Raw genomic sequence first — 8,217 nt, 5'->3', positions numbered from 1 at the left:
AACTCCGGCACCGCGCCGTGGCCGAGGCGTTCGGCCGGCACGAAGGCCAGACCGAGTTTGCGCCGCGCATCCGGGCGCAGATCGGCAACGTTTCGCTCGGCGAAGCGCAGGGTCGCCGCTTGCGCGCGCGGCAAGGGCTGTTCGCCGCTAAGCAGGGCGAGCAGCTCATCCTGACCATTGCCCGCGACCCCGGCGATGCCGACGATTTCACCGCTGCGCACTTGCAGGTCGATGTCTGTCAGCGAGCAACCGAACGGATCCGGGTTGTGCCAGCTCAAACCCTGCACCTGCAGAAACGCCGCGCCACCGCTGACCTTCGGATACTCGCCAATCAATGCCGCCGCTTCACCGACCATCATTTGCGCCAGTTGCTGGTCCGAACATTCGGCGGGCTCGCAATGCCCGGCAACCCGGCCGCCGCGCAGCACCGTGGCGCTATGGCACAAGGCGCGCACTTCACCGAGCTTGTGGCTGATAAACAGAATGCTGCAGCCCTCATCGGCGAGGCGACGCAAGGTGATGAACAATTCGTCCGCCTCTTGCGGCGTCAGTACTGAGGTCGGCTCATCGAGAATCAGCAGGCGTATGTCCTGCATCAGGCAACGAATGATTTCCACCCGCTGGCGCTCGCCGATCGACAGGCTGTGGACAAGTCGCTCCGGCTCCAGCGCCATGCCGTAACGCCGCGATACTTCGCGAATCTGCGGCTCCAGTTGCTTCGGCGTGCCGGCCGCCGCGCCCATCGCCAGGGCAATGTTCTGCGCCACGCTGAGGGTTTCGAATAGCGAGAAATGCTGGAACACCATGCCAATGCCCAACTGCCGCGCCTGCGCCGGATTGCGTATCTGCACGCGCTGCCCCTGCCAGAGCATTTCACCGCTGTCGCACTGGGTGACCCCGTAAATGATCTTCATCAACGTACTTTTGCCCGCGCCGTTTTCACCGAGCAGGGCATGGATCTCACCCGGCGCGATGCTCAGGTCGATGGCGTCGTTGGCCAGACAACCGGGGTAGCGTTTGCTGATCTGGCGCAGTTGCAGGCGCGGTGGGGAAGGGGCGATGGACATGACAGGCTCGACTGACTTGGAGTTGTGCCTGTGGATAAAGCAATTTCCTGGCCATTGAGTCAGGAACGCTTGCGGAGCCAGTCCGCAAGTGCCGACAGCAGCGCATCGGCGGGTGTTTTGTCTTTCAATCGAGCACCAATTCAGCGCAAAGCCATTGAACAGGCTCCAGTTTTGCCCGCTCGCAGTTGGTTAAAAAACGAGCAACTGCCTGGGAGCCAGACAGATCCAGCAGCTGCGGCGGTCATGAACGGCTTATCCACAGGTTGCTCCACAGTAATTGTGCGCAAGCGCCGAGGGTGGGCATAAGCACTGCGATGCTTTGTTCTAATGGTCATAAACGAAGGTAACTGTTTGTTTTTACGCTGGATTTCCCTTTCGTCGGGTCAATTGAACGAAAATTGAACAAATCGCGCAAAGCCGCATGACAGAAGGGTTACAGCGGTATGTGCTCAGGTTATCCACAGTCGGGTGCACAGCAGGTGTGGGCAAGTCTGTGGAATAAGGAAAACGAGGGATGCCCTAAAAGATCGCAGCCTACCGCTGCAACAAAATCCGCCCACGGCTCAGATCCGCCAACTGACTTTGCAGCATTTCGATCTGCGCTTCTCCTACCGCCAATTTCAACTCAACCCCATTGGCCGTGAAGATTTCCTCCACCACCAATCCACCGAGATCGGCCACGCGCAACTTCACCAGCGCCAACTCGGCAAATCCGCAGGCGCAACTCAGCGACACGCGGCTGATCAGCTCGACTTTCTGCGCCGCTTGCAGGCACTTGTTGGCGCCACCGCCATAGGCCCGGGCCAAACCGCCGGTGCCCAGTTGTATGCCGCCGTACCAGCGAATCACCAGCACCGCGACCTGATCGCAATCCTGAGCTTCTATCGCCGCCAGAATGGGGCGCCCGGCCGTGCCGCCCGGCTCGCCGTCGTCAGTGCTGCGGTATTGCGCGCCGAGTTTCCACGCCCAGCAATTGTGCGTGGCATTCAAATCGCTGTGCTGCTCGAAAAACGCCTGCGCATCGGCAGGGCTGCTGATCGGCGTCGCCAGAGTGATGAAGCGGCTTTTGCGAATCTCTTCGCGGTACTCGCAAAAACCGCTGAGGGTGAAAGGCATAAACGTCTTATAGAGAAGGAGTGAGGCCGCAGCCTTTGAGAATGATGCGGATCAGGTTGTTGCCGGCGTCTTCCATGTCCTGCTTGGTCAACTTGCTGCGCCCGGTGACGCGGCAGATTTGCGTGGCGAAGTCGGCATAATGCTGGGTGCTGCCCCACAGCAGGAAAATCAGGTGCACCGGGTCGACCGGGTCCATTTTGCCCGCATCGATCCACGCCTGAAATACCGCCGCGCGCCCGGTGAACCAGGTGCGGTAATCCTGATTGAAATATTCGCTCAGGCATTCGCCGCCGCTGATCACTTCCATGGCAAAGATTCGCGAAGCCTGTGGCTGGCGCCGGGAGAATTCCATCTTCGCGCGGATGTAGCGGGTCAGCGCTTCGGCCGGGTCGTCCTCGGCAGTGAGGGTGTTGAAGGTGCTGTCCCACAACTCGATGATGTTGCTCAGCACCGCCACATACAAACCGAGCTTGTTGGTGAAGTAGTAATGCAGGTTGGCCTTGGGCAGCCCGGCATTCTGCGCGATGGTGTTCATGCTGGTGCCTTTGAACCCGTGACGGGCGAACTCGTCTTCGGCGGCTTTGAGAATGGTCTCTTCGTTCTTCTGACGAATGCGGCTGGCGGGTTTGCCGCCGTGGGCTGGGACTTCAAAGGTCATAGGCACTTCCGGGATTGTCTGTGGGTGCAACCAGTTGCGTTGATAGCGCACCCACAGGCATCCGACAAGTCCTGGCGCGGAAAAACAGTTACGCCTGTTCGATCTTGTTCAATGACGCGGGGCTTTTTGCTCGGCGGTTTTGCCTTCCGGCAACAACAGACAGAGGACGATTGCCGTCAGCCCGCCGCTGGTGATCGCCGAGTCGAACAGGTTCTGCACCAGTTTCGGCAGCAGGTGCAGCAGGTTCGGTTGCGCGGCGATGCCGAGGCCGACGCCGAACGAAGTGGCGATGATCAACATGCTGCGCCGGTCCAGCGGCGACTGCGCGAGAATGCGCACGCCCGCCGCCGCCACAGCGCCGAACATCACCAGCGTTGCGCCGCCCAGCACCGGTTTCGGAATCTGTTGCAGCACCGCACCGATCATCGGGAACAGGCCGAGGCAGAACAGGATCGCGCCGATGTACAGGCCGACGTAGCGGCTGGCAACGCCGGTCAATTGGATCACGCCGTTGTTCTGCGCGAACGTTGTGTTGGGGAAGGCGCTGAAGGTCGCCGCGATCATGCAGCTCACGCCGTCACCGAGCACGCCACCGCGCAAGCGGCTTATATAAGAAGGGCCGCTGATCGGTTGGCGAGCAAGCATGCAATTGGCGGTGAGGTCGCCGACGGTTTCGATGGTGCTGATCAGGTAAATCAGCGCGACCGGCAGGAAAGCCGTCCAGTCGAAGTTGAATCCGAACTTGAATGGCGTAGGAAAACTCACCAGTGGCAAGTCAGGCAACGGCTGCGGGACCAGTTTCCCGCTGAACCAAGCGGCGAGACTGCCGAGCACCAGCCCGATGATGATCGCCGACAGTCGCACCCACGGCGTATTCGAGCGGTTGAGCAGAATGATCGTCAGCAGCACGAACACGCCCAAGGCCAGATTGCCCGGCGCGCCGAAGTCCGGCGCGTTGAAGCCGCCACCCAGATCGGTGATGCCGACCTTGATCAGGCTGATGCCGATCAGCGTGATGACGATGCCGGTCACCAGCGGTGTGACCACTCGGCGCAACTGACCGATGAAACTGCTCAGCACGATCTGCACGATTGCGCCGAAAAAGCACACGCCGAAAATCATCGCCAGGATATCTTCCGGGCTGCCGCCGCGCTGCTTGACCAGAAACCCGGCCGACAGCACCGCACCGAGAAACGCGAAACTGGTGCCTTGCAGACAGATCATCCCCGCGCCAATGCCGAACGGTCGCCGCGCCTGGATAAAGGTGCCGACGCCCGAGACCATCAGCGCCATGCTGATCAGGTACGGTAGATGCGCGGTCAGCCCGAGCGCGGAACCGATTACCAGTGGCGGGGTGATGATGCCGACGAAACTCGCGAGCACGTGTTGCAGTGCGGCGAGAATGGCGGCGAGTGGTTTGGGGCGGTCGTTGAGGCCGTAGATCAGTTCACTGGACGAGTCGGAATCTGGCTGCATGGCTTTGGCTTCTTGAAGGAGAGTTATCCCTTCTGTGCAAAAACCTGTCCACTTGCTCAGGTTATTTCTGGATTCTGTCGATGAGGCCCAGCCGGGCTGGGCTCTGCGCGCTTATCTATCGCGTCGCGGCCAGACTCTCGAGGAAACTTTCCAGCACCAAATGAGGGCGCCGCCCCTTGCGCGTGACCGATGCCAGACTCAAATCGTAAAAACGCGTGCCGGCCTTGAGCGCACGCAAGCGCCCCTGCTGCACCCAAAGATTGGCGTAGTGATCCGGCAGGTAACCGATGTAGCGCCCGGTCAGAATCAGAAACGCCATGCCCTCACGGTCAGAGGCACTGGCGGTGCAATTGAGCGCCTGATAATGCGCCTGAATCTCCGCCGGCAAACGAAAGGTCGGCGCAATCGCGTCCTGACTGTCGAGGCGTTGATCATCGAGTTGCTTGTCGTCGACATAAAACAGCGGATGACCCACCGCGCAATACAGCAGCGAACGCTCGCTGTATAACGGCTGATATTCCAGTCCTGACAAGGCGCTGGCCTGCGGCACCACGCCAACGTGCAGGCGCCCGTCGAGCACACCTTGCTCGACTTCATTCGGCGCAATCATGCGGATCTGAATCTGCACATCCGGCCCGCGTTCCTTCAATTGCGCGAGGGCGTGGGTGATGCGCATGTGCGGCAGGGTGACCAGATTGTCGGTCAGGCCGATGATCAGCTCGCCGCGCAGGTGTTGGTGCAGACCGTTGACCTCAGTGCGGAAGCTTTCCAGCGCACTCAACAATTGCAGCGCTGATTGATACACCTCACGGCCTTCCTCGGTCAGGGAAAATCCGGCCCGGCCGCGCTGGCACAAGCGCAAGCCGAGGCGCTGTTCCAGATCGCTCATCTGCTGGCTGATCGCCGAGCGCCCGATGCCAAGCACGGTTTCCGCTGCGGAGAAGCCGCCACACTCCACGACACTGCGAAAAATCCGCAGCAGGCGTATATCAAAATCACTGACCTGGGCCAATGGATCGGCGCGGCGGCTGCTCATTTTTTGTTCTCTTTGTTTAGCGATGATCTAACTGAAGGTTAGAAGAGTTGGATTTCACCGACTTTATCGCCGTGGCAATTTAGCTGCAACAACGCTTTCCATCTCCCTGACGCTTATGCCCTGCGAGGTTTTGCCCGATGAACATGCCTGAAAACGCGCCGTCGCCACTGGCCAGCCAACTGAAGCTGGACGCGCACTGGATGCCGTACACCGCCAACCGCAACTTTCAGCGCGACCCGCGTCTGATCGTCGGCGCTGAAGGCAGCTGGCTGTTCGATGACAAGGGCCGCAAGATCTACGACTCGCTGTCCGGTCTGTGGACCTGCGGCGCCGGGCACACCCGCAAGGAAATTCAGGAAGCCGTTGCGAAACAGCTGGGCACTCTCGATTACTCGCCGGGTTTCCAGTACGGCCATCCCTTGTCGTTCCAACTGGCAGAGAAAATCACTGAACTGACCCCGGGCAATCTGAACCACGTGTTCTTCACCGACTCCGGTTCCGAATGCGCCGATACCGCGGTGAAAATGGTCCGTGCTTACTGGCGCCTGAAAGGCCAGGCGACCAAGACCAAGATGATCGGCCGCGCCCGTGGTTACCACGGTGTGAACATCGCCGGCACCAGCCTCGGCGGCGTCAACGGCAACCGCAAGCTGTTCGGTCAGGCGATGATGGATGTCGATCACCTGCCGCACACACTGCTGGCGAGCAACGCGTTTTCCCGTGGCATGCCGGAGCAGGGCGGTATTGCTTTGGCCGATGAGCTGCTCAAGTTGATCGAACTGCACGACGCTTCCAACATCGCTGCGGTGTTCGTTGAACCGATGGCCGGCTCTGCCGGGGTACTGGTTCCGCCGCAGGGTTACCTCAAGCGTCTGCGCGAGATCTGCGATCAGCACAACATCCTGCTGGTGTTCGATGAAGTGATCACCGGTTTCGGCCGCACCGGTTCGATGTTCGGCGCCGAGAGCTTCGGCGTGACCCCGGACCTGATGTGCATCGCCAAGCAAGTCACCAACGGCGCGATCCCGATGGGCGCGGTGATTGCCAGCTCCGAAATCTACCAGACCTTCATGAACCAGCCGACGCCGGAATATGCCGTGGAATTCCCCCACGGCTACACCTATTCGGCGCACCCGGTGGCCTGCGCCGCCGGTCTTGCGGCACTCGATTTGCTGCAAAAGGAAAACCTGGTGCAGAGCGTCGCCGAAGTCGCGCCGCATTTCGAGAACGCGTTGCACGGCCTGAAAGGCTCGAAGAACGTCATCGACATCCGTAACTACGGCCTGGCCGGCGCGATCCAGATTGCCGGGCGTGACGGCGACGCCATCGTGCGTCCGTTCGAAGCGGGCATGGCCCTGTGGAAAGCCGGGTTCTACGTGCGCTTCGGCGGCGACACCCTGCAGTTCGGCCCAACCTTCAACAGCAAGCCGCAAGACCTCGATCGTCTGTTCGACGCGGTCGGCGAAGTGCTGAACAAGCTCGACTGATTTTTCCCTCTATATATGTACAAAAGTGCGGGCGCCTCTCACGGCGCCTGTGGACCAGAATTCAGGAGTGTTCGATGAGTGTTATCCCGCATTTGATCAATGGCGAACTGGTGACCGAAACCGGTCGCGCGGTAGATGTGTTCAACCCGTCCACCGGCCAGGCGATCCATAAACTGCCACTGGCCAGCCAGGCCACCATTCAGAAAGCCATCGATGCCGCCAAGGCTGCGTTTCCGGCCTGGCGCAACACGCCGCCGGCCAAACGCGCCCAAGTGATGTTCCGCTTCAAGCAACTGCTGGAGCAGAACGAGGCGCGCATCTCCCAACTGATCAGCGAAGAGCACGGTAAGACTCTTGAAGACGCTGCCGGTGAATTGAAGCGCGGTATCGAGAACGTCGAGTTCGCCTGCGCCGCCCCGGAAATCCTCAAGGGCGAGTACAGCCGCAACGTCGGCCCCAACATCGATGCCTGGTCGGACTTCCAGCCGTTGGGGATTGTGGCTGGTATCACCCCGTTCAACTTCCCTGCCATGGTGCCGCTGTGGATGTACCCGCTGGCGATCGTCTGCGGCAACTGCTTCATCCTCAAACCATCCGAGCGCGATCCAAGCTCGACGCTGCTGATCGCTCAGTTGCTGCTGGAAGCGGGCTTGCCGAAAGGCGTGATGAGTGTGGTCCATGGTGACAAGACGGCGGTGGACGCGCTGATCGAAGCGCCGGAAGTCAAAGCGCTGAGCTTCGTCGGTTCGACACCGATTGCCGAATACATTTACGCCGAAGGCACCAAGCGCGGCAAACGCGTGCAGGCACTGGGCGGCGCGAAGAACCACGCGGTGCTGATGCCGGATGCCGATCTGGACAATGCGGTGAGTGCACTGATGGGCGCGGCCTACGGTTCCTGCGGCGAACGCTGCATGGCCATCTCGGTGGCCGTGTGTGTTGGCGACCAGGTCGCGGACGCGCTGGTGGCGAAACTGGTTCCACAGATCAAAGCGCTGAAAATCGGCGCGGGTACCTCGTGCGGTCTGGACATGGGGCCGTTGGTTACCGGTCAGGCGCGTGACAAGGTCAGCGGTTATGTGGATGACGGTGTGGCGGCGGGCGCGACCCTGGTGGTCGATGGTCGTGGTTTGAGCGTTGCCGGGCATGAAGAAGGCTTCTTCCTTGGTGGCTGTCTGTTCGACAACGTCACTCCAGAGATGCGCATCTATAAAGAAGAGATCTTCGGGCCGGTGCTGTGCGTGGTGCGGGTGAACAGCCTGGAAGAGGCGATGCAACTGATCAATGATCACGAATACGGCAACGGCACCTGCATCTTCACCCGTGACGGCGAAGCGGCGCGGCTGTTCTGTGACGAGATCGAAGTCGGCATGGTCG

At 60.5% G+C, this 8,217-nt stretch carries 7 protein-coding genes; 2 read left to right on the top strand and 5 right to left on the bottom strand.

Features of this window, described 5'->3' with window-relative positions; genetic code table 11:
* From OQK_RS07385 to OQK_RS07365, 5 genes are all read right to left on the bottom strand, one after another.
* The coding region (locus OQK_RS07385) for an ABC transporter ATP-binding protein (RefSeq protein WP_038860697.1) at positions 1–1,067 on the bottom strand (1,067 nt) is incomplete at its 3' end.
* A 534-nt stretch (positions 1,068–1,601) separates the two neighbouring features.
* Positions 1,602–2,183 (bottom strand): IMPACT family protein, encoded by a 582-nt coding sequence (locus tag OQK_RS07380; protein ID WP_016771810.1) that lies wholly within the window; start codon positions 2,181–2,183, stop codon positions 1,602–1,604.
* A 7-nt stretch (positions 2,184–2,190) separates the two neighbouring features.
* Positions 2,191–2,841, bottom strand: coding sequence for a TetR/AcrR family transcriptional regulator (locus OQK_RS07375; protein WP_016771809.1), 651 nt, complete (start codon positions 2,839–2,841; stop codon positions 2,191–2,193).
* Between the two features lie 108 nt (positions 2,842–2,949).
* Positions 2,950–4,317: a uracil-xanthine permease family protein gene (locus OQK_RS07370; protein WP_016771808.1), complete on the bottom strand. Its 1,368-nt coding sequence runs from the start codon at positions 4,315–4,317 to the stop codon at positions 2,950–2,952.
* Positions 4,318–4,432: 115 nt separating this feature from the next.
* Positions 4,433–5,353: a LysR family transcriptional regulator gene (locus OQK_RS07365; RefSeq protein WP_016771807.1), complete on the bottom strand. Its 921-nt coding sequence runs from the start codon at positions 5,351–5,353 to the stop codon at positions 4,433–4,435.
* A gap of 137 nt (positions 5,354–5,490) precedes the next feature.
* On the opposite strand from OQK_RS07365, the gene OQK_RS07360 reads away from it, so the two are divergent.
* A complete protein-coding gene (locus OQK_RS07360; RefSeq protein WP_016771806.1) occupies positions 5,491–6,840 on the top strand; it encodes an aspartate aminotransferase family protein in 1,350 nt (449 codons plus the stop codon).
* Between the two features lie 74 nt (positions 6,841–6,914).
* Positions 6,915–8,217 (top strand): CoA-acylating methylmalonate-semialdehyde dehydrogenase (locus OQK_RS07355; RefSeq protein ID WP_016771805.1); only part of this gene is annotated, 1,303 nt, incomplete at its 3' end.

Origin of the sequence: Pseudomonas sp. R62 (assembly GCF_000257605.1) — a bacterium.
GTDB classification, from domain to species: domain Bacteria; phylum Pseudomonadota; class Gammaproteobacteria; order Pseudomonadales; family Pseudomonadaceae; genus Aquipseudomonas; species Aquipseudomonas atacamensis.
This window is presented reverse-complemented; position numbering and strand designations above follow the sequence as displayed.